The organism is Burkholderia sp. 4M9327F10 (assembly GCF_005503145.1).
In the GTDB taxonomy this organism is placed as follows: domain Bacteria; phylum Pseudomonadota; class Gammaproteobacteria; order Burkholderiales; family Burkholderiaceae; genus Paraburkholderia.
On the sequence record NZ_SCNV01000051.1, the window covers coordinates 1 to 21,624 of the forward strand.

16 protein-coding genes are annotated in these 21,624 nt (G+C 65.0%); 6 read left to right on the forward strand and 10 right to left on the reverse strand.

Features of this window, described 5'->3' with window-relative positions:
• Positions 1 to 220: 220 nt before the first annotated feature.
• Positions 221 to 1,639: an MFS transporter gene (locus tag FFS45_RS31575; RefSeq protein ID WP_137958566.1), complete on the forward strand. Its 1,419-nt coding sequence runs from the start codon at positions 221 to 223 to the stop codon at positions 1,637 to 1,639.
• A gap of 71 nt (positions 1,640 to 1,710) precedes the next feature.
• Here FFS45_RS31575 and FFS45_RS31580 read toward each other — a convergent pair whose 3' ends face one another.
• From FFS45_RS31580 to FFS45_RS31610, 7 genes are all read right to left on the reverse strand, one after another.
• On the reverse strand, positions 1,711 to 2,298 hold the full coding sequence (locus FFS45_RS31580; protein ID WP_137958567.1) for an LUD domain-containing protein: 588 nt from the start codon (positions 2,296 to 2,298) through the stop codon (positions 1,711 to 1,713).
• Positions 2,285 to 3,676 carry an LUD domain-containing protein gene (locus FFS45_RS31585; RefSeq protein ID WP_137958568.1) on the reverse strand — a complete coding sequence of 464 codons (1,392 nt, stop codon included), beginning with the start codon at positions 3,674 to 3,676 and terminating at the stop codon, positions 2,285 to 2,287. The genes FFS45_RS31580 and FFS45_RS31585 overlap by 14 nt, the downstream gene beginning before the upstream one ends.
• Entirely contained in the window at positions 3,673 to 4,416 is a 744-nt protein-coding gene (locus FFS45_RS31590; protein WP_137958569.1) for a (Fe-S)-binding protein, read from the reverse strand. Before FFS45_RS31590 ends, FFS45_RS31585 begins: the two co-directional genes overlap by 4 nt.
• A 362-nt stretch (positions 4,417 to 4,778) precedes the next feature.
• Positions 4,779 to 5,510, reverse strand: coding sequence for a FadR/GntR family transcriptional regulator (locus FFS45_RS31595; protein ID WP_137958570.1), 732 nt, complete (start codon positions 5,508 to 5,510; stop codon positions 4,779 to 4,781).
• Between the two features lie 219 nt (positions 5,511 to 5,729).
• Positions 5,730 to 6,326 (reverse strand): lytic transglycosylase domain-containing protein, encoded by a 597-nt coding sequence (locus FFS45_RS31600; protein ID WP_249363013.1) that lies wholly within the window; start codon positions 6,324 to 6,326, stop codon positions 5,730 to 5,732.
• A gap of 262 nt (positions 6,327 to 6,588) precedes the next feature.
• The gene (locus FFS45_RS31605) at positions 6,589 to 7,788 is read right to left on the reverse strand and encodes an aminotransferase class I/II-fold pyridoxal phosphate-dependent enzyme (RefSeq protein WP_137958571.1); all 1,200 of its coding nucleotides are present in this window, start codon (positions 7,786 to 7,788) and stop codon (positions 6,589 to 6,591) included.
• Positions 7,789 to 8,051: 263 nt separating this feature from the next.
• Positions 8,052 to 9,551, reverse strand: a complete 1,500-nt coding sequence (locus FFS45_RS31610) for an RNA polymerase factor sigma-54 (protein WP_137958572.1) — start codon at positions 9,549 to 9,551, stop codon at positions 8,052 to 8,054.
• Positions 9,552 to 9,906: 355 nt separating this feature from the next.
• Here FFS45_RS31610 and FFS45_RS31615 point away from each other — a divergent pair, with 355 nt between their 5' ends.
• Positions 9,907 to 10,245, forward strand: coding sequence for a BON domain-containing protein (locus tag FFS45_RS31615; protein WP_137958573.1), 339 nt, complete (start codon positions 9,907 to 9,909; stop codon positions 10,243 to 10,245).
• Between the two features lie 187 nt (positions 10,246 to 10,432).
• Here FFS45_RS31615 and FFS45_RS31620 read toward each other — a convergent pair whose 3' ends face one another.
• On the reverse strand, positions 10,433 to 10,885 hold the full coding sequence (locus FFS45_RS31620; RefSeq protein ID WP_137958574.1) for a PA2169 family four-helix-bundle protein: 453 nt from the start codon (positions 10,883 to 10,885) through the stop codon (positions 10,433 to 10,435).
• A gap of 243 nt (positions 10,886 to 11,128) precedes the next feature.
• On the opposite strand from FFS45_RS31620, the gene FFS45_RS31625 reads away from it, so the two are divergent.
• On the forward strand, positions 11,129 to 11,803 hold the full coding sequence (locus tag FFS45_RS31625; protein ID WP_137958575.1) for an HAD family hydrolase: 675 nt from the start codon (positions 11,129 to 11,131) through the stop codon (positions 11,801 to 11,803).
• 128 nt (positions 11,804 to 11,931) lie between these two features.
• Here the strand turns inward: FFS45_RS31625 and FFS45_RS31630 are convergent, their stop codons facing one another.
• Positions 11,932 to 12,477, reverse strand: a complete 546-nt coding sequence (locus FFS45_RS31630; protein ID WP_137958576.1) for a hypothetical protein — start codon at positions 12,475 to 12,477, stop codon at positions 11,932 to 11,934.
• A gap of 436 nt (positions 12,478 to 12,913) precedes the next feature.
• On the opposite strand from FFS45_RS31630, the gene FFS45_RS31635 reads away from it, so the two are divergent.
• A complete protein-coding gene (locus FFS45_RS31635; protein WP_137958577.1) occupies positions 12,914 to 13,474 on the forward strand; it encodes an FUSC family protein in 561 nt (186 codons plus the stop codon).
• A 90-nt stretch (positions 13,475 to 13,564) separates the two neighbouring features.
• On the opposite strand, the gene FFS45_RS31640 is transcribed toward FFS45_RS31635, so the two are convergent.
• Positions 13,565 to 14,620 (reverse strand): aldo/keto reductase, encoded by a 1,056-nt coding sequence (locus tag FFS45_RS31640; protein WP_137958578.1) that lies wholly within the window; start codon positions 14,618 to 14,620, stop codon positions 13,565 to 13,567.
• Between the two features lie 160 nt (positions 14,621 to 14,780).
• On the opposite strand from FFS45_RS31640, the gene FFS45_RS31645 reads away from it, so the two are divergent.
• Positions 14,781 to 19,430, forward strand: a complete 4,650-nt coding sequence (locus FFS45_RS31645; RefSeq protein WP_137958579.1) for a DEAD/DEAH box helicase — start codon at positions 14,781 to 14,783, stop codon at positions 19,428 to 19,430.
• 184 nt (positions 19,431 to 19,614) lie between these two features.
• Positions 19,615 to 21,618 (forward strand): cyclic di-GMP phosphodiesterase, encoded by a 2,004-nt coding sequence (pdeR, locus tag FFS45_RS31650; protein WP_137958580.1) that lies wholly within the window; start codon positions 19,615 to 19,617, stop codon positions 21,616 to 21,618.
• Positions 21,619 to 21,624: the final 6 nt, after the last annotated feature.

Below are 21,624 nucleotides of genomic sequence, written 5' to 3' on the forward strand. Positions count from 1 at the left end.
TTCCCGCCCCACGACCGCATCAATTGTGTAAATTGCAGCAATTGCATCGCGCACCCGAGTTGAGCCAACATGTGTTGCGCGCCGGTTGCGCCGCCGTCCCCGGCCCCGCAACCGGAAGTCGCTTCTTCGCAAGGCCGTGTCGTATTGCTGCCGGGCGCTGGCGACGCGCGGCAACTACAGTCCAGAGACTGCCCCCCATGCACGGCACCCGACGCACATCATGAAACCGGCCAACGAATCCTGGGCCCGCGACACGGCAGCCGGTCTATCGTCCGCGCCGTCAGCCGGACCCGACGGCCCGGCGCTCGACGAAGCGCGCACGCTCACGCTTAACGAATCAGTCAATCGGCCCGTCGCACCGCTGATTGGCGGCACGCTGCAGCCGCCCGCACCGGCAGCCGAGCCGTCCCAGCCGGTCCACCCTGCCCAACCCGCCGGCGTCCCGACGCCCGTCAGCAGCCTGCAAGCGACTGGCATCCTGCTGCTCGGCTATGCGATTCTCATCACCGGAAACGGGCTGCTCGGCACCCTGATCTCGCTGCGGCTGATTCAGCAGCAAACGCCGTCGCTGGTGGTCGGGGTGGTGCAATCGGCGTATTACATCGGCTTCATGGTCGGCGCGCTGTGGGGCGGCGGCCTGATCGGACGGGTTGGACATCATCGCGCCTTCGTGACGTTTGCAGCAGTTTCGGCCTGCTGCGCGCTCGGTTATGCCGCGTGGAGCTCGGCCGCGACGTGGGTTGCGTTGCGCTTTGTGATGGGCTTTTGCCTCGTCGGCATTTTCACGGTGGTCGAAAGCTGGCTGCATCAGGTAGCCAGCAATGCCCAGCGGGGGCGCGTGTTTTCCGCGTACCTGATCACCAATTATCTGGGTGTCGGCACCGGACAGTTCCTGATCAGCCTGGCCGATCCGGCCGGCTTCGCCCTCTTCAGCGTGGTCAGCGCGCTATTTTCGGCCTCGTTGATACCGGTCGCGCTGGCTGGCAATGCGCCAGCACCGCCGGTAGCGCCGCCGCGCGCGGAGTCGCCGGGCGGCAGCGGTTCGCGCCTCGCGCGCGGACTCTCGGGTTTGAGCACAGTCTACAAATGGGCGCCGCTCGGTGTGTACGGTTGTCTCGCCGCCGGCCTGCTGAATAGCGGCTTCTATACCTTGCAGCCCGTGTTCATGCGTCGCCTCGGCTATTCCGTAACCGATGTCTCGCACTTCATGGGCTTCGCCCTGCTGGCGGCGCTGCTGCCGCAATGGCCTGTCGCGCGGCTTGCCGACCTGTTCGACCGGCGCATCGTCATCGTGGCCATCACCTCGCTTGCGGCGGCCTGCAGCCTGCTGCTGTTCGTGCTGCCCGGCGGCACGCTGGTCGAAGCGCTCGGCTATGTGTACGTCAGCGTGGTGTTCTCGCTGTACGGCGTGGTGACCTCGTATGTCAACGATTGCATTCCGGCCGACCAGCGCATCGCCGTGAGCGCGGGCCTGCTGCTGATCTTTTCGCTCGGCGCGAGCGCCGGCCCTACGCTCGCGTCGGCGTTGATGGCGCTGGCGGGGCCGGGTGGACTGTATCTGTTCACGACGCTTGTCACCTGTACGCTGGCGGTACTCACGCTAGGCAGCCTGCGCATGACGCCGCGGGTGATTCGCTGAGGTGAGTCGCTGGGGTGATTCACTGAGGTGAGTCGCTGACGTGAGTCGGTGAAACCGCGCCGCTCCTGCGATCACCGCGGCGCGAGCCACACCACGGTCAGCGAGCGCACACCCTGCGCGCCGCGAATCAGCACGCCCTCGATATCCGCGGTCGCCGACGGCCCCGTCACCAGCGCTGCGTAACGCGCCTCGCGAAAGTCCGGCCGGCGGTAGACGTCCTGCAAGCCGTCGACAATCTGAGCCGGGTCCAGCAGCACGATCAGATGCTGGACCAGATAGCCGATTGCATTGACGCGATACTCCTCTTCGCTGAACCATACCGAGCCGGTCTCCGCGACACCAAAGCGGGCCCGCACCACGCCCACATCGACGTCCTGCAACGAGGCCGGCGGCGTATCGGCGCTCAGCACGCGGGTGCCCGGCACCTCGGGCGTCGCCGAACAGACCGAGGCCTGCGCGCCGAAGCGCTCATGGATCAGCGCCAGCACCTGCGCGGCCGATTCAGCGTCGGCACAGGTGCCGCCCATGCCTGCCAGCGCGGTGGCAAAGCGCCCGCGCAGATCGCCGCCAGGCGTCGCAAACAGCGGTACGACGGGCCGCTGCCGCGCCTCGGGCTGGGCCGCGCGAACTTTGGCGAGAAATGCTTCACGCGTTGTCATCACCACCTCCACGATTCTTTCGGTACCACGCGTGAAACGTCAGCTTGGGCGCTTCCGGCAGTTCGCGCTGCCGGCCCCAGATATTGAGCGGGTTATACAGCACAAAATTCGGCAAGCGGCGCAACGCGCCACCCATCGACGCCACCGTCGCCCGGTAGAGCGTCGGGCTTGCCAGCAGACGGCCGGCCATCTTCAACACTTCTTGTTTGACGAACGGCACTTCGTGGCGCTCGGTAATCACTTCGCGCCACTTGTAAATCTGCTCGTGAATATTGATCTTCACCGGACACACATTCGTGCAACTGCCGTTGAGCGTCGAGGCGAACGGTAGCGCGCTATAGCGTTTCAGATCGAAGGTGGGATTGATGATCGCGCCAATCGGACCGGAATACGTGCCGCCATACGACAGCCCGCCGCTGCGCCGGTACACCGGGCAGGTGTTCATGCACGCGCCGCAGCGAATGCATTTGAGCGAGTACCAGAAGTCCTGCATCGCGAGCCGTTCGGAACGGCCGTGATCGACGAGGATAAAGTGCATCTCGGTACCCGGACGCGGTGCACGAAAATGCGAAGTGTATTGCGTAATCGGCGAGCCAAGCGCGCTGCGCGACAACATGCGGATAAATACGCCCAGGTCCGCAATCTGGGGAATCAGCTTCTCGATGCCAATGGACGCAATATGCAGCGGCGGCACATTGGCCGACAGATCCGCGTTGCCTTCGTTGGTGCATACCACCACGGTGCCCGTTTCCGCCACGGCGAAATTGCAGCCCGTCATGCCGGCGGTTTTCTCGCGCACGAAATACGGCCGCGTGTTCATCCGCTGGCTTTCGGCGAGGTAATGGATGTCGCTGTTCTGCGGGTCCGTGCCGATCGTGCGGCCAAACAGTTGCGCGACGTCGCCGCGCAGCTTGTGCACGGCCGGCACCACCATATGGCTCGGGTCCTGGTGGTCGAGCTGCTGGATACGCTCGCCGAGGTCCGTCTCCATCACGGTAATGCCGCGCGGTTCGAGATAGTCGCGCATCGCGCACTCGTCGGTGAGCATGGACTTGCTCTTGACGAGCGTCGTCATGCCGCGCTCCGACATGATCTTGTGGACGAGCTGGTTATGCTCTTCGGCCGTCGCCGCCCAGTGGACGATCACACCGTTGGCCTCGGCCGCAGAAGCAAACTGCTCCAGGTACTCCGACAGATGCGAGAGCGTATGTTCCTTGATGCCGGATGCCAGTTCCCGCAGCGTTTCCCATTCGGCGATGTTGTGCGCCTGCGCGTCGCGCTTTTCGCGCAGATCCCAGAGGCGCCTGTCGTGAAACGCCACGTGCTCGGTTTTCGCAATGAAAGCGCCTGCGGCTTTCGCGTGGTCGATGCGGCTCATTCGCGTGCTCCATTCAAGACCTGCGCGATATGGATAAAGCGCGCCTCGGCTTTCATCCGTTCTGCGCAGCCCTGCTGGTGCATGAGGCACGACATGTCGCCCGAGACGATGTACTGCGCCCCGGCGTTCAGATGGTCGCGGACCTTGTCCTGCCCCATGCGAACCGACACCGGCTCTTCAGTGACCGAAAACGTGCCGCCGAAACCGCAGCACTCGTCCGGACGCGCGGGCTTGACGAACTCGATGCCCTTGACGCCCTTCAGCAAGGTCAAGGGCTTCGAGAACGGCACGCCGGCCACTTCGGAAATCGACGCTTCTTTCAGGTGCCGCAACGCGCTGCAGCTATTGTGGAGTCCTACCCGATGCGGAAACTCGGCCCACGGAAACTCGCGCACACCCAGCACGTCGTGCAGGAACTCAACCAGCTCGTAGGCACTCGCCCGCACTTTTTTCACCTCGTCCGTCTGCTCGATAGCGGTCAAGTGCTCGCGGACGTGGTGAATGCAGCTTGCCGACGGCCCGACGATGTAGTCGTAACCGGCAAAGTTACGCGCGAACACCGTTTCCGCGCCGGCCGCTTCGGCCTGGGCGCCGCTGTTGCCCATTGGCTGTCCGCAGCAGGTCTGCTCCTGCGGATAGTCGACTTCAATGCCGAAGCGTTCGAGCAGTTCGAGCGTCGCGATACCCACTTCCGGATAGAACGCGTCGATAAAGCAAGGGATGAAAAGTGCGACTTTCATGGTTTCCAAGGCCTGCGTATTGAGGAGACGAAGCGAGGAGACGAAGCAATCCCGGCGCACGCGCACGCCTATGCCTACTCTACTGCGAATTGCGCGCCGCCGATGCCTGCTGCATGCATTTGCTCGACCAGTATGACTGGTCTTGTTGGTCTGACCAAGAATATAAGGAAGTGGAAAACGCGTGTCAATCGAAGAAAAGGGGGATGGAGCGAGGCGGAGGATAGCCGGTGTTGACTGGCCCGGCCAGAGAGCAGAGAGCAGAGAGCAGCGGGCAGCGGGCAGCAGGCAGCAGGCAGCAGGCAGCAGGCAGCAGGCAGCAGGCAGCAGGCGAAGGCTAAAGCGCCGCCGGCGCCGCTCAGCGGCTAAGACGGCTTCGCCGCCTCCTCTTCATACAATTCGCGCACGTACGTCAAATGACGTTCGGCCGCCTTGCGGGCCTTTTGCGCGTCGCGCGCCATCACGGCATCGAAAATCGCCTGATGCTGGGTCAGCAGTTGCTGCTCTTTGGCGTCGTCATAGTCGATCAGCCGGTGGTATTGCCGCATCCCCTCGCGAATCAGTGTATGGATGCCATGCATGACATGCGCCAGCGCGATGTTATGGGTCGAATCGGCAATCGCCAGGTGAAAGGCGGCATCCAGTTCCGGCAGATTCGCACGATCCTCGGAAAGTGCACAGGCCTTGAGTGCTTCAAATGCGGTCTCGATCTTCTGCAGGTCCGCGGCAGTCGCGCGCTCGGCGGCGTACACCGTCGAGATCGACTCCAGCCCCTGGCGCAACTCCAGGATATCGGCGCTGGTGCGCGGATTTTGCAGCAGCAGCTCGGCCAGCGGCTTCGAGATGATCGGCGCGGTCACGTCGACCACGGTGAAGCCGCCCCGCCCCGAGGTCTCAATGTAGCCGTCCGCTTCCAGCCGGATCAGCGCCTCCCGCAACGACGGACGCGACACGCCCAACTGCGTCGCCAGGTCGCGTTCCGCGGGCAAACGGTCGCCCGGCATCAAGGCGCCATCCGAGATCAGGCGTTTGATCTGGTCGGACACCACGTCGGACAGGCGTTTGCGCGTGAAGGACTGTATCGGGTGAAATTGCATGGGCGAGAGTGGCGTAGCGGTAGAGGGCGCGACGGGCTGCGAGAATAGCCGCAACCTCGCCAAGGCGCGTGACGCTTGCTCTGGACGCAGCGGCCGCAACTGGATGGCGCAATTATAGCGTCCGTGCCCCGCATGGCGTCTGGGCTGAACCGTGCGCCTGGGCACGTCTCACTCTGCGGGCGATTCAACCGTAGCAGCACTGGCTCACCGCGATGCCCTTCAGCGCGGTTCGACCAGCGAGACCTTCACGAACGGATCGGGCTGCGTATGCAGCCGCTCGGAAAACTGCTGCATATGCAGCGCGACGCGCCGCGCGTAGCCCTTGCCGCCACCGCTATAGCGCGACAAGGCGGAGTTCATGTCGCCGCCCGCGTCATCCAGATAGCCGCGCAGGATCGACGAGCCGATGGTCACGTTGATGACCGGGTCGGACAGATCCTTGCCGCCTGAGACCAGTTGCGGATGTGCGGAAGGCAGCACCTGCATCAGCCCTTTGGCGCCGGCGGGACTGACCGCGCGGCGGTTGAAGCCCGATTCGGTGGCGATCACGCCGAGCAGCAGGACCGGTGACATGGCGAAGCGGTTCGCGGCATCGAGCACCGCGCGGGCAATCGCATTGGACTCGCTGCGCGCGAGGCGAAATTGCCCCGACAAGATGGTTGAAATTTCAACCAGAGCCGCCGCGCCAGGTGTGCCTGTTGTCTGGCTGGCGACCACCGGCGGCGCCATGCCTGCTGCGTCGAAGGCCGGCGCGGAGGCGCCAGACGCAGCGAAGCCGGGCGCCTCAAGACCCGGCGCATCCGTAATAAGCGGCATCTCGGCCGCCTGCATCGCGCTCGCAAATGACAATGCCAACGCGCCCAAAGTCAGGCCCACCAGTCGTGCGGCCCGCGTGGCGCGGCTTTCGTTTCCCCTGTTTGTCTGTTTGTTTTGCATATCGCCCGCTGGTTATTAGCGTGCGATCAACAGTACCGGGAATGATGTATCGGACGAACAAAAACCTGTCCGCCCGATGTAAACACCGCATCAAGATGACAGCCTCGCCATGCCATGGCAGCGAAGCCGGAACGCAACCGCCCTAGCCGGCCTTCAGCGCCGGCGCCCCAATGTTCAGGCTGGCGACAAACGCCGCGATCCGGTCGCACGCCTCGGCCAGACGCGCCTCGTCGACCACAAAGCCTAGCCGCACGAAGCCCGTGGCAGTCTCGCCGAACGCACTCGCATCGAGCAGCGAAACACCTTGCGCGCGAAACAGTTGCCAGGTGAAATCAACGGTATCGAGGCCGCAGCCGCTCACGTCGACCATCATGAACATGCCTGCTTCGGGCAGCAGGCATCGCAGTCCGGCCACCCGGCTCAGGCGCTCATACACCACATCGCGGCGGCGCCGGTAGACCTCGCGCATCTCGGCGACGATCTGCGCCTTATGCTCGAATGCCGTCAACGCCGCCTCCTGGATGAAGCCGGGCAAACCATAGAGCATGCACAGCGCAAGCCGGCCCAGATGCCCGATCAACTCGGCCGGCCCAATCGCCCAACCCACCCGCCAGCCCGCCATGGCGTGCGATTTCGACAGGCTCGCGACCGTCACCGTACGCTCGGCCATGCCCTCGAGCGAAACGATGCTGACATGCTCGCGTTCGAAGGTCAGGTCGGCATAGACCTCATCGGACAGCACCCACAGGTCATGCTGACGCGCGAGCTGAGCGATGCGTTCCAGATCGGCGCGCGGCATCACGACGCCGGTCGGGTTACACGGTGTGGCAAAGAAAATCGCTTTGGTGCGCGGGGTAACGGCCGCTTCGAGCGCGTCGCAATCCACGTGGAAGCCGCGCGCCGGGTCGACCGGCACGGGCACGAGCGTCGCACCCGAGGCGCGCACGCAGGCTTCGTAGGTGAGGTAGAGCGGCTCCGGCACGATCACTTCGTCGCCCGCTTCGCACAGGCAGAGCGAGGCAGCGAAGATGCCGTTCTGCGCACCCGCGCACAGCATCACGTTCTCCACGCCGACGGGACGGCCGGTGGTGCGGGTATGCTCGCGCGCAATCGCCGCACGCAGCGGCTCGCGTCCCACCACCGCGGTGTAGTGCGTGTCACCGCCGCGCAACGCTTCGACCGCCCGCTCGACGATCGCCTCGGGCGTTGCGAAGTCCGGATCGCCGACGCTCAGCACGATCACATCCTCGCCTCGTGCCCGCGCCTGCTGTGCGGCATGGTGAATCTCCCACGCTGACGTGCGCTTGCCCTGCAGGCGCTCGACCAGGCTTGAATACTTCATCCCCACTCCTCGCGGGTCGGACAGCACGGTCAGCCCGCCGTGTCCAGCTCCGCCGTTGCAACATGCAGGACTCTGCCGGCATGTCATGTTCGAGATATGTTTCATTGGTTCTTGCCGTGCAGGCAGGAACGGACCAGGCGCCGCCCGCGCAGGCGCGCCGTTGCCGCACGCCAATGACGCGCGGTCCGGTCAACAATGTAATGGGGAGCGGCAAAAACGTCCACCCTCGCGCTGGCTGCGCGAGGGAGAAATCAGCGGGGAAATCAGATCTGGCGGCGCAACTCGGCGGGCGGCACCTTCATGAGATGGCGGTACTTCGCCACCGTGCGCCGCGCCACCAGCACGCCCTGCTCGGCCAGCATGCGGGCGAGCGTCACGTCGGATAGCGGATCGCTGGTGTTTTCCGCCGCAATCATTTCCTTGAGCAACGCGCGCACGGCCGCCGCCGAACAGGTGCCGCCGCTTTCGGTGCCGAGCTCGCGCGGGAAGAAGTGTTTGAATTCGAAAATGCCGCGCGGCGTGGCCATGTACTTGTTGCCCGTTGCACGGGAGATGGTGGATTCGTGCAGGCCCAGTTCCTCGGCGACATCGCGCAACACCATCGGCTTGAGCGCGATCTCGCCGTATTGGAAGAACGCCTTCTGATGCGCGACGATGCACTCGGCTACGCGCTGGATGGTATCGAAACGCTGTTGTGCGTTGCGGATCAGCCAGCGTGCCTCCTGCAGTTGCTGCGCGAGCGGCGAGCGGCTCGTGCCCACCGACTGCGCAAACAGCTCTGCGTACATGCGATGGATGCGGGCGCGCGGTTGCACGGCCGGGTTGATATTGACGGTCCATTTGTTGCGTACCTGGCGCACGATCACGTCCGGCACCACGTAGTTGTCTTCGGTACGGCCATAGGCGTTGCCCGGTTTAGGGTCGAGCTTGCGCACCAGCGCGCAGGCCACGCGCAGCTCTTCCACTGAGCACCCAATCTGCTTTTGCAGTTCCGCCTGCTCGCGGCGCGCGAGGCGTTCGAGGTGATGTTCGACGATCTGCAGTGCGACGTCGCGGCCCGGTATGTCGTCGGGCATCGCATGCAGTTGCAGCGCGAGACACTCGGACAGCGAGCGCGCGCCGAGACCCGGCCGGTCCAGCGACTGCACGAGGCGCAGCGCCACCAGCAATTCCTCTTCCGTCAGTGCGGGTTCGAGATCGACGATCGCAGCGAGGTCGGCCAGATCCTGCCGCAGATAACCGTCGTCATCGAGCGCCTCAACCACGAAGCGCGCCACCTCGCGGTCGCGATCATCGAGCCGGTAAAGCCGCAATGCATCGTGCAACTGTTCACGCAGCGTGGGTTGGGCGCGGGCCCAGTCGGCCGGATCGCTGCCCTCGGAATCGCCGTTGTGGCGCGTCGCGCCGCGGCTAAACGATTCTCCGGAAAACTCGCCGGCGAAATCGGCAGGCGCATCTTCCGCGGCGACGCTCTCAACCGTATCGGCAGCGCCGCGCTCCGCCATCGTGTCAGGTTCGGCAGCAGCAAGTGTGACGGTGTCGCCGCCCATCGTGGCGGCCATCTCGTCGCCGCTGGAAGAAGTTGCGAGCGCAACGTCTTCAGTATCCGTCGAGTCGTATTCGAGGAACGGATTGGTGTCGAGCGCAGTACGCAACTCCTGCTGGAACTCGAGCGAAGACAATTGCAATAGCCGCACCGACTGCTGCAGACGCGGTGTCAGTGCGAGTGACTGCCTTGTGCGTAGTTCGATTGATGGCGGCATTGTCGTGAGGTCCTGTGAATAGTTCGAAAAGACGTGTTGCCTATCCAGAGCAACTGCCGTACCAGTTCTCGCAACGTGCTGTTTTTTCTGAGTTTTAGTTTTTCCGCGTGCACCTGGCGAGGCTGATCGCGGGCCATTTTTTACAACAGGCAGGAAAAATGCGCAGGTGCTTTGTGGTATCGGCCGGGTCACGCCGAAGGCCATGCGCCAAGGGGCGAATTCCCGCGCTACATGAGGGCTGGCGCGATTCGATTCAGCGTCCTGCGAAGTCGGGAACGCCGCTTGCGAACAGGCGTTGTGGATGGATCGAGGTGACAAAACCACATCCCCCTCTCAACAACACGAAGGAGCATTGATGAAGACCCTCCCTATTCTCAAGGCAGCCGGTGCTATCGCTTGTGTCGCTTTCGCCCTGAACGCGACCGCCCAAACCAGTAGCTCCGCCCCCTCGGCCAGCTCGGAAACAGTAGGCCAGCACATCGACGACGGCACGATCACGACCAAGGTGAAAGCCGGTCTGCTCGGCGCGAATAATGTGAAGTCCACCCATATTCACGTGAAGACCCGCAAGGGCGTGGTGTGGCTCACCGGCACTGTGCCGAGCGCCGATGACAAGGCAGCCGCCGAGCAGGTCACACAAAACGTGGACGGCGTGCAAAGCGTCAAGAACCGCCTGAAGGTGGTGGCCGAGTAAGCCGCGAGCTACGGCGCGAACTGCAGCGCCGCAGTACAGCGGCCAGCCTCGCGCCTCGCGCAGCGCGGACATCGGCGGTTTGCCGGTCTCCGCATGAACAAGGGGCCGTCCGCATCGCGGGACGGCCCCTTGTGTTTGGGCGTGAGTGCCGGTCGGGCCGGGTTAGCGCGTCTGGTTAGCGCGCGGGTTAGCGCTTCGCCACCGCGAACTGATCGCGCAGGTCGCGAATCCGATCGTGGTTCTGCAAGACGCCTTGAAATTGCTGCTCGACCACGATACGTACATCGGCCGGCAGGTCCTTCTCCAGCGCGTCGTGATAGCGCTTCTTGGCGACGTCCTCACCTTTTTCGCAATCGGCGAGGATGTCGTACTCGGTGCGCCCCGCCACAGCCGACTTCACGTCGGTCCAGCCGCGATGCAGCGCGCCCGCTACCGTGCCCCCTCTCTCAGGCTTGCCGCCCAGTCGCTGCACCAGGTCCTGCAGTTCACGCGCGCCACGCGAGCAGTCGTCGGCCCGCGACACGAACAGCGACTTGAGCTGTGCGTCGTGCGAGTCTTCGGCGGCCTTGCGAAAGCCACGCTCACCATCTTTCGACGTTTCAACCAGATCGTTCAATACAGCGGTCACGTTGGTAGACATTGCATTCCTCCGGTTTTCATGGTCCATCCAGTCCGCTGCCTGGAGCGGCAGCGGGCGCCTTCCGGTCCCGCATGCCGCGTGCCCGGCGTCGGCTTGAGCGCGGCCAATGAGCCAATGGGCCAATGCGCAGATGACATGCCATGGAGGTTGCGCGAAGCACCCTGCTGGTTCAACGCCGTCATGCGTTTCGGTCTGCGCGTGCTACCCTTTCGCAGCATCGCCACCCGCTTCCGGAGGAACACCATGCGCATTGAAACCGCCTTTCTGTTCGACCTCGACGGCACGCTGGTCGACAGCGTCTATCAGCACGTCCTCGCCTGGAAGCAGGCTCTCGATCAGGAGGGAATCGAACTGTCGGTATGGCGCATCCATCGCAAGATCGGCATGAGCGGCGGCCTGTTTACTCACCAGTTGCTGCGCGAAACGCGCAGCGAGATGAGCGCCGAGCGTATCGAGCGTTTACGGCAAGCCCATGCCGAAGCGTATCGCGGCCTCGGCGGCCAGGTGCGGCCTTTGCCCGGTGCGCGCGAACTGCTCGCGGCGCTGACCGAAAGCGGCACGCGCTGGGCCATTGCGACGAGTGGCCGGATGGAGACAGCCGCCGTGAATCTGGCCGCGCTCGGTGTCGATCCCGAGAAAACGGTGGTCGTCACACGCGACGCCGTCAAATATGCCAAGCCCGACCCCGATCTGTTCATCGCGGCGGCCCACCGGCTGGGGGTGCCGATCGAGCAGAGCGTGGTGGTCGGCGACAGCATCTGGGACATGCTCGCTGCGCAGCGCTGCCGCGCGCTGGGGGTGGGTTTGCTATCGGGCGGCTACGGTCAGGATGAGCTCGAGCGCGCAGGCGCGCTGCGCGTGTATGAAGACCCGGACGATTTGCTGCTGCATCTCGATGAGGTGGCCGCACGGCCCTGAACCTGGCCCTGAACCTGGTCCTGACCTTGACAATGAGCCTCGCGCTGTAACGGGCGCATCCGGCCGAATCGCCCAGGCGGCGCGTGCAGCCTTCGCGCCGGGCGCCCCCGGCAACTCACACGCCCTTTCTACCACGGGCTACACGGAGCGATGACGACGATTGCGATCTCGGTGGCGATCAGCCCGAGGATGAACATCGAGCTGGACAGCGCGCAGATGCGCGCAAGAAACCAGTCGCGCTCGGCGCGCGTGCCCCTGAGCGCCGACGGAAACCTCCATGGAATGCGCGCGGTACGCCACAGATTGCGCCATGCCATGAGCGTGCCGAAAGCGCCGAAGAGCAGACAGAGCAGACTGGCAAGCGCCACGGTCAGCGGGGTCCACGGCATGGCATGGACGACGAATAGCGGAGCGCCCACCACGCAACGCTCGCTCAACATCATCTCCGCGATGGCCACCTGAGCCAGCCAGGCAAGCGGCGCCACCAGCAATGCGATCAGGAGCTGCGGCGCGCCGATTGTCCCGGCCGCAGCCTGCTCCAGGCTCATGAGCTGTTGACGCTCCTGCGGCGCGGCTGCCGGCTCGCGCGCGAGGTCATGACTGGCCGGGCTCCGAGTGCCGGCACCGGAGTCGTGGCGCGGGTGGGCGCGCGAATTGATGCGATCCGCGGTCATGCTGATTCCGATAAAAATCCTGGGTGTTCAGTGGCATCGCTCACACCAGCGTGGCCGTGAGCGGACCCCGTGACGCCGCGGCCGCGGTGCGTTCGAAGCGGGCTAAATTGCGATCGAAAGCAGCGGCCGGTCGTTCTTGCTGTGCGGTGCAGCAAGAAACGGGCCGAATTCGCAAAAGATGGAAAAACGCGCTGGCGCAAGGCCGCGCGGTGCCGTTCGCCGACGCACGAGGCAACCCGCGCGCAAGAATTGCAATCGCCGGGACGTTTTTTACGCGCCTCGCGTCATGCTCGCCCGGCACCGCAAGGCCTGCGGCGCACTCCCGGCGCCAAGGCGTCACAGCGGCCTAACCGGCAGCGAGCCGGCAGCGAACTGATAGCGAGTCTATAGAATAGGCAGCTTCGCAGAACGTCCCCGTGGAATACACCCCAAGCCTATGACGGAATCCTCTCAGACCCGGCGAGCCGAGCGGGTAAGTGCCGCGAACTCGCTATTCGCGTTCCTCAAGACACTGCCGTTCTCCGACCGGTTAATCGAGGGTTGCATCATGGCCCTGCAGGCGGTCATGGGCGCGAGCATCGCTTTTACGCTCGCCCGCGAACTGCACGCCGAGCAGCCGTTCTGGGCGGCTATCACCGCGATTGCGGTGAGCCAGCATAGCTATGTCGATACGCGCAACCTGTCGCGCGACCAGTTCATAGGCGCGATGGTCGGCGGTGTGTGCGGTCTCGCCGGCGCGGTGCTGGGCGACGGATATTTCGTGGCGTATATGGTGACGGTCGGCGCGGCGATCATCCTGTGCTGGTGCGCGAATATCGGCAGCGCGGCGCGGCTGGGCGGCATCACCGCGACGATCATGTTGCTGGTGCCGCGCATTGGACCGGCGTGGGAAGTCGCGCTGATCCGCCTCGGCGAAGTGACGCTCGGCACTATCAGCGCGTTGCTGGTGTGCTGGATCATTAGCGCTATCGAGAAGCGCTGGTTCCGCAAAACCTGAACGGCGCAGGGCGCGGGTGCGGTGCGGGGGGGGGGGCAAGTTACCCAGCAGCTTCCTGCTCCCGCCCCGTGCCGCAAACAAAATGCCCGTTTACTTCAACAGGCTGTGGCGGCACTCCCTGACCTGCGTCCGGCGCGGCTCGCCCTGACGCTCCAGCATCCACCCCGGATACTCGGACGGCAAGGTGCTGACGGCATCGAGCCTGGCCAGTTCGTCGGCGCTCAATTCCACCTTGGTCGCCGCGATATTGTCGTCAAGCTGCTCGACTTTCTTCGCGCCGACAATCACCGTCGTCACCGCCCGCTGATGCAGCAGCCACGCGAGCGCGATCTGCGCCACCGATACGCCTTTTGCCTCGGCGATGCCGCGCATTGCATCGATGCAATCGTAGGCGCGGTCGCGATCCACAGGCGGAAAATCGAACGTGTTGCGGCGGCTGCCGGCCTCGCCCTGCTGCTCGCGGCCATACTTGCCGCTTAGCAGGCCGCCAGCCAGCGGACTCCAGACCATCAGCCCGAGTCCTTCGCTGTGCAGCATCGGCACCAGTTCGCGCTCCAGGTCGCGGCCCGCCAGCGTGTAATACGCCTGCAGCGACTCGAAGCGCGCGCGGCCAAGCCGGTCTGCAATCCCGAGCGCCTTGACGATCTGCCAGGCGGCCCAGTTCGACACGCCGACATAGCGTACGTGTCCGTGCTGCACCAGCGTGTCGAGTGCACGCACCGTCTCTTCGATCGGCGTGGCCGGATCGAAGCCGTGGATCTGGTACAGGTCGATGTGATCGAGTTGCAGGCGCTTGAGGCTCGCCTTGATGCCGTCCATGATGTGGTAGCGCGAGGCGCCGCGCGTATTGGCCGATTCCGCCGTGGCGCCGAAGACCTTGGTGGCCACCACCACCTGGTCGCGCGGCACCTTCAGGTTTCTCAGCGCAGCGCCGGTGATCTGCTCGGACAGACCTTGCGCGTAGACATCGGCGGTATCGATGAAGTTGATGCCGGCGTCGAGCGCCCGGCCGACGAGCCGTTCGGCGTCGGCCTGCTGCAGATCGCCGATCTGCCGCCAGATGCCTTCGCCGCCGCCGAAGGTCATCGTGCCAAGACAGAGTTCGGAAACAAACAGGCCGGTGCGGCCTAGCTGGTTATAGCGCATCGTTGAGACTCCGGCTGGGTGAGGAATCCAATCAGGATACTGCACGGGGCAAAATCGAGCAGACGCGGCGCCACGGTGCGAAGCGTGGCGCGCGCTACAAAAACCTGCGAGACTTGCTCTTTGGCTACTCACCGGCGCGGCGCCTGCCGCCCCTCTGGATATGGCCCGTCGCGCCCCCATCTACGCCAGCATGACTCCCGCCTCTGCCTCTTCCACGACAGGCGTGCTGGACAGTTTTCACCCGGCGGTCGCCGGCTGGTTCCTGAAAACGTTTCCCGCTCCGACCGAAGCCCAGCTAGCCGCGTGGCCGTTTATCCGCAGCGGCCACCCGACGCTGGTCGCCGCGCCCACCGGCTCCGGCAAAACGCTCACGGCGTTTCTCTCGGCGCTCGACGAACTCGTCCAGCAAGGCCTCGCCAATAACGGTGTGCTGCCGGACGAAACGCTGGTGGTCTACGTCTCGCCGCTCAAGGCGCTGTCGAACGATATCCGTCTGAACCTGCAACGGCCGCTCGAAGGCATCGCAGCCGAACTGGCGCAACGCGGCCTCGCGCCGCTCGAAATCCGCACAGCCGTGCGAACCGGCGACACCACCCAGCAGGAGCGCAATGCGCTGCGCAAGCAGGCGCCGCATATTCTCGTGACCACGCCCGAGTCGCTTTATGTGCTGCTCGGCTCGGACTCGGGCCGCCGCATGCTGGCGACCACCCGCACGGTGATCGTCGACGAAATCCATGCGCTGGCCGGCAGCAAGCGCGGCAGCCATCTGGCACTCAGTCTCGAACGGCTCGACGCGCTATGCGGCCGGCGCCTGCCGCGGATCGGCCTGTCGGCGACGCAAAAGCCGATTGGCGCGGTCGCGCGTTTTCTGGTGGGTGGCGCAAGCGTCAGTAGTGCGGAACCCGCGGACTGCGCGATCGTCGATGTGGGTCATGTACGCGCCCGCGATCTCGCGCTGGAGATTCCGCCGGTGCCGCTCGAAGCGGTGATGGCCAATGAAGTCTGGGAACTGGTCTATAACCGGCTCGCCGAACTGATTGCGCAGCACCGCACCACGCTGATCTTCGTCAACACGCGCCGCATGGCAGAGCGCGCGGCGCGTCATCTGACCGAGCGCCTGGGCAAGGAAGCGGTCGCGGCGCATCACGGCAGTCTCGCCAAAGAGCATCGCTTCGATGCCGAGCAGCGGCTCAAACGCGGCGAATTGCGCGTGCTGATTGCGACGGCCTCGCTGGAGCTCGGTATCGATATCGGCGATGTCGATCTGGTCTGCCAGATGGGTTCGCCACGCGCAATCGCGCCATTCCTGCAACGTGTCGGACGCTCCGGGCACCACGTGGGAGGCATGCCGAAGGGGCGCCTCTTCCCCGCCTCGCGCGACGACCTGATCGAATGCGCCGCCCTGCTCGATTGCGTGCGACGCGGCGAACTCGACGCGCTGCAGATTCCGCGTGCGCCGCTCGACGTGCTGGCCCAGCAGATTGTCGCGGAAGTCTCGAGCGCCGAATGGAGCGAAGATGCGCTGTTCGATCTGATGCGGCAAGCGGCTCCCTACGCCGAGCTGCCCCGCGAGCAATACGACGCCGTGCTGCGGATGCTCGCGGAAGGCTATACCAGCCGTCACGGTCCGCGCGGCGCGTATCTGCATCGCGACGCGGTGAGCGGCACGCTGCGCGGCCGGCGCGGCGGCAAGCTGGTCGCGGTGACGTCGGGCGGCACGATTCCCGAGAACGCCGACTACGCGGTGATCCTCGAACCGCAAGCGGTAAATATCGGCACGGTGAACGAGGATTTTGCCGTCGAGAGTCTGGCGGGCGACGTGTTTCAGCTTGGCAACGCCTCATACCGGATCCTGCGGGTGGAGGCCGGCCGCGTGCGGGTGGAGGACGCACAGGGGCAGCCGCCCAATATCCCGTTCTGGCTCGGCGAGGCGCCGGGGCGCAGTGATGAACTGTCGTTCGGCGTGGCGCGCCTGCGAACGCAGATCGAGCAGTTGTTGAGTGACGAGGGGCCGCCGCCGAAAAACGCGGCCGCGGCACGCGACGTTGCAGACGCAACCGTGTCCGCTGCCGTCGCTGCGCCACGCCGTGCTGTGCGGCGCCAACGCGAACTCGCCGTCGTCGATTCGTCCGCGGCTTTCGATGGCGCGCATGACGAACGTGGCGAACGTGGCGAACGTGCCGCCGGCGCACTCGCCGCTACGCAGCCCTTGTACACCTCCCGGCTCGAACGCGCGGTCGACTGGCTCACCGGCACGCTCGGTCTCGACGAGCCCGCCGCGCGCCAGATCGTCGACTACCTCGCGCGTACGCGCGCCGCGCTCGGTGCACTGCCGACGCAAAACACACTGGTGATGGAGCGCTTCTTCGACGAATCGGGCGGCACGCAACTGGTGATCCATGCGCCCTTCGGCAGCCGCCTGAATCGCGCCTGGGGCCTCGCGCTGCGCAAGCGCTTTTGCCGCACCTTCAATTTCGAACTGCAGGCCGCTGCCACCGAAGACGCCATCATCCTCTCGCTGACCGGCAGCCACAGCTTCGCGCTCGATGAAGTCTGGCGCTACCTGCACTCGAACACGGCCGAGCATCTGCTGATCCAGGCGCTGCTCGACGCGCCGCTGTTCGGCGTGCGCTGGCGCTGGAACGCCACCACCTCGCTCGCCCTGCCGCGCTATAGCGGCGGCCGCAAAACGGCGCCGCAACTGCAACGCATGCGCAGCGAAGACCTGCTGGCGGCCGTGTTCCCCGACCAGGTCGCGTGCCTGGAGAACATCGTCGGCGAGCGCGAACTGCCGCATCATCCCTTAGTGGACCAGACTATCGACGACTGCCTGCACGAAGCCATGGACACCGAAGGCTGGCTAGGCCTGCTGCGCCGGATCGAGCAGGCGGAGGTCAAGCTGGTCACGCGCGAGTTGCCGGCACCCTCACCGCTTGCAGCCGAAATCCTCACCGCCAAACCCTACGCCTATCTCGACGACGCGCCGATCGAAGAGCGCCGCACTCAGGCCGTGCTCAACCGGCGCTGGTCCGATCCCGCTTCCGCGGACGACCTTGGCGCACTGGACGCCGACGCCATTGCCGGCGTGCGCGAGGAAGCCTGGCCGCAGCCGCGCAATGCCGATGAAATGCACGAGACGCTGACCGGCCTTGCGTGCATCGGCGACGCCGAAGCGCACGCCAATCCGGACTGGCAGGCATGGCTTGCAGCACTCGCCGATGCAGGCCGTGCAACCCGTTTGCGCACCCCAGCCGGCGCGGCGCTCTGGCTGCCGGCGGAACGGCTGACCTGCCTGCTGGCCATCTACCCGGACGCAAAATGCGAACCCTCCATCGCCGCCCCTAAAGGCTTCACGGAACCGTGGAGCGAGGATGAAGCGCTGGTCGACGTGATGCGTGCCCGGCTCACCGGTTTCGGACCGCTGCCGGTGGCATGGATCGCCGACGCACTGGCCCTGCCCACAAACGCCGTGGAGCGCGCCCTGAGCGCACTCGAAGCGCAAGGCTATGTCATGCGCGGCCGCTTCACGCCAGGCGCAAACACAGAAGAATGGTGCGAGCGCCATCTGCTCGCGCGGATTCACCGCTATACCGTGCGGCGCTTGCGGCGGGAAATCGAGCCGGTCGAACGGCACGACTTCATGCGCTTCCTGTTCGAATGGCACCATCTGACGCCCTCCACGCGCGGTGAAGGACGCGACGCGCTCGCGGCCGTGCTGGACCAGCTAACAGGCTTCGAGGCCGCCGCTGGCGCCTGGGAGGAAGACATTCTGCCTGCCCGTCTCAAGGACTACTCGGGCACCTCGCTCGACGAACTGTGCCGCTCCGGCAAGCTGGTCTGGACACGCCTGACCGAACGCACGCGCACGGCGGCTTCGCCCGTGCGCAGTACGCCGATCGTGTTGCTGCCACGCCGCGATATCGGCCTGTGGAGCACGCTGATCGATCAGGGCAAGCCGGCCGAGCTGTCGCCGCGGGCCCAGGGCGTTTATGAAACGCTGATCAAGCACGGCGCGATGTTCTTCGACGAGTTGCTGCGCAACACACGCCTGCTCGGCATCGAACTGGAAAACGCGTTAGGCGAACTGGTCGCAGCGGGACTCGTGAACTCCGACAGTTTCGCCGGCCTGCGTGCGCTGCTCCGGCCAGCCGCGAAACGCCAGGCCCATCATCACAACCGCAGGCCGCGCGGCGGCGCGCTGATCGGCGGCATGGACGACGCCGGCCGCTGGGCGCTGGTACGGCCGCGCGGCACGCTTGCCGTCGCGGAGAACCCTGCTCCCGCCTCATCCGCCTCATCCGCCTCATCCGCCTCATCCGCCGCTCCCGTCACAAGCCGCGCCCCGCTGCTCGCGCCTGAGGTGCTGGAACATCTGGCGATGACCTTGTTGCGCCGCTATGGCGTCGTGTTCTGGCGCCTGCTCGCCCGCGAAGCCGAATGGCTGCCGCCGTGGCGCGATCTGCTACGGGTGCTGCAACGGCTCGAAGCGCGCGGCCAGGTGCGCGGCGGGCGCTTCGTCAATGGCCTGGCCGGCGAACAGTTCGCGTTGCCGGAAGCGATTCCGCTGTTGCGCGAAGTGCGCCGCCATGCCGACGACGGCGCCCTCGTCTGCGTTGCCGCAACCGATCCGTTGAATCTGGTCGGCACGTTGCTGCCCGGCGACAAGGTCCCGGCCGTGGCCGGCAATCGCGTGCTGTACCGGGACGGCGTGGCGGTCGCCGCGCTGGTGGCGGATGAGTTTGTTTATCTGGCCGACGTGGAGGGTGAAGCAAAGGAACAAATGCGCGTCAGACTGGCGCGGAGGTATTAATATTTAACATTTGTCTAAAGGTTCATAGTACCTTGCCGTTAGTAGTTTACGATCCCGCGTGCTGGCTGCCGCCTGGATACAATGAAATGAAAGCCAGCATTACATCTGATGTAGACTATTTGCCACCCGCCCGCCCGGCGCTCCGTGCTGGCGGCCCGCAGGCACACCTTGCCCGGGAAACGACATGAACGACGACCAACACGACCAGGTGCTCTATGCCCAGTTCGGCACAAGCAGCCCTTGCTGGCGTCTGTCCAAAGACAGCAACGCGCTGGAGCTGACGCCGGTCACGGGCGACATGCCGGCCAATGCCGCCATTCCCCTGAACCCGCAACAGGCCGCGCAGATTCGCTGCCTGACGGGCATTACCTCGCACCTGATTCTCGACGTGCGCCTGTTCGGCCAGCCGTTGCGGCTGCATCTGGTCGGCAAGAAACTCACCAGCAATCTCTGGGCAGGCACGGCCTCGGCCTATGAAGACACCGAATCGGTGGCGCGCGATCTGGTCCACGGACTGTCGTTCGCCGAGCAGGTGGTGTCGGAGGTCAACTCGGTCGTGGTGATCGTCGACCGCAACGGCCGCATCCAGCGCTTTAACCGCCTCGCCGAAGAGCTCACCGGCATGAAAGAGGAAGACATTGTCGGCCGCAGTGTCTGGGCGCTGTTCATGTCGTCCGAAGCGGGCGCGGCGTCGAGCCAGAACATTGCCGGTTTCTTTAACCGCGGCGTCTCCTATGAAGTGGAGCGGCTCGTGAAGACCGTGCATGGCGAGCGGCTCTTCCTGTTTCGCAACAAGTTCGTGCAGAGCGGCAGTGGCGTCGACGAGCAGTTCCTGATCTGTTCGGGCACCGACATCACCGAAGAGCGCCGCGCGCAGGAGCGCCTGACCGAGTTGGCCAACACCGATTCGCTCACCGGCCTCGCCAATCGCAACGCGATTCAGGACAAGATCCGCGCGGCGATCTCCAGCGCGCCGGATGGGGTTTCGGTCGGCATCCTGTTCCTCGATCTCGACAACTTCAAGAAGGTCAACGACCACTACGGCCATGTGTTCGGCGACCGGCTGATCAAGGACGTTTCCGCCGCCGTCGGCACCTGCCTGAACGAAGGCGACACGCTGGCGCGGCTGGGCGGCGACGAATTCATCGTGCTGGCCGCAACCGGCACCGTGGCTTCGCTCGAAGCCACCGCGCAACGGATTCTCGACCGCCTGCGCACGCCGTTTAGCCTGGGTCTCGTCGAGGTCTACACCGGCTGCTCGATCGGTATCGCGCTGTGCCCGGAGCATGGCGACAGCCTCGAATCGCTGATCCGTTCGGCGGATACCGCGATGTACGTCGCCAAGGACGAGGGCAAGCGCACCTACCGGGTGTTTTCGCAGGAGATGGACCGCAAGGTGGCCGAGTACATGTGGCTCGACACCAACCTGCGGCGCGGCATCGACGAAGGCCAGTTCACGCTCTACTACCAGCCCAAACTGTCGATTTCGACCGGTGCGGTGACTGGCGCCGAGGCGCTGATACGCTGGAATTCCCCCGAACGCGGCCAGATCATGCCCACCGAATTCATTCGCTATGCCGAAGAATCGGGCCTGATCGGCCACCTCGGCCGCTGGGTGATGCAGACAGCCGCTGCACAAGCTGCGCGCTGGAAGGCCGCGGGCCTGAACCTGCGCGTGGCGATCAACGTGTCGGCGCGGCAACTGGTGGATACCGCGGTGGTCCGGCATTTCGCCGAAGCGCTTCAGCAGGCCGCGCTCGATCCTTGCCTGGTCGATCTCGAACTCACCGAAAGCTGCCTGATCGAAGATGAAGCCGCCGCGATCCAGCTGATTACGCAGTTCCGCCAACTCGGCGCGCAGGTGCATCTCGACGACTTCGGCACCGGTTATTCTTCGCTCTCGCAACTCGGGCGGATTCCGCTCGATGTCATCAAGCTCGATCGCAGCTTCGTGCGCTCGATCAACGAGAACACCAAGGCCCAGGCGCTGGTGCGCTCAATGGTGGCGGTGGCCCAGGAGCTGAATTTCAAGGTGGTCGCCGAAGGAATCGAGACGGAGGCGGAAGAAGCGTTTATGAAGGGGCTCGGGGTGGAATACGTGCAAGGCTTCCTGTACGGCCAGCCCATGCCGGCCGTCGAGTTCGAGCAGTGGCTGCGCGAGCGGCAGAAGCTCAGGCTGATTGCCTGAGCCTCA